Origin of the sequence: Spiroplasma sp. hy2, assembly GCF_044714365.1 — a bacterium.
GTDB lineage: Bacteria > Bacillota_I > Bacilli_A > Mycoplasmatales > Mycoplasmataceae > Spiroplasma > Spiroplasma phoeniceum.
Map to the genome: position 1 here is coordinate 1 of NZ_RXFZ02000317.1, position 689 is coordinate 689.

At 25.9% G+C, this 689-nt stretch carries 1 protein-coding gene; it reads right to left on the reverse strand.

The window, feature by feature from the left end:
• A partial coding sequence (locus EHV01_RS06290; protein ID WP_422066712.1) for a hypothetical protein occupies positions 1-689 on the reverse strand: 689 nt, incomplete at both ends.

Genomic DNA, 689 nt, shown 5'->3' on the forward strand with positions numbered 1-689 from the left:
WTATATAAAGTTATTGTATTATCAAAATTAATCTTATCAGTTTGTGAACGACCGCTTTCTTTTAAAGTTATATTTGCTAATGAACCAAAATCAGCATAACAAGTATTACGACCACCATTTAAATTAATATTTCTATTAGGAATAAAATTCTCTATTTCAGGCGGTCCACATTCAATCTGTAAATTATCTAAATTACTTATTTCTATTGTTTTATAAGCATCTTGGAATTTACTAATACTTTGAATTGTTGGGTTAATTTGTTTTAAATCAATTTCAACTTCATAATARGCATWATTAAATTCATCAGAAAATAAATTAATAAAACTATTAGGAGTATCAGAAGAAGCTCGTTTGCATTGTGCTGGTGCTATAATTTTAGTTTTTAATGGTTGAACTACATCAGAAGGCATAATATCTTTGGTATAAGGTTTATAGTTATATGGTACTGGTGGTAGAACATATTGTGGGTAATTAAATGTTGGTATTTCATAGTCGTGTGGTAATAAGAAACTAGTTTTATAATTAGTTGTCATATCGCGTAAATAATTATTTAAAACACTTTTTGTTTTACCTCTGAAACTCCATACTGATAATCGTAAATAATCTTCTTCATTATTTGTATATGGGTTATCAGCATAAAAGATAATTTCAAAATTACCTTTATATAATGCTTGAATTGAAAACATATA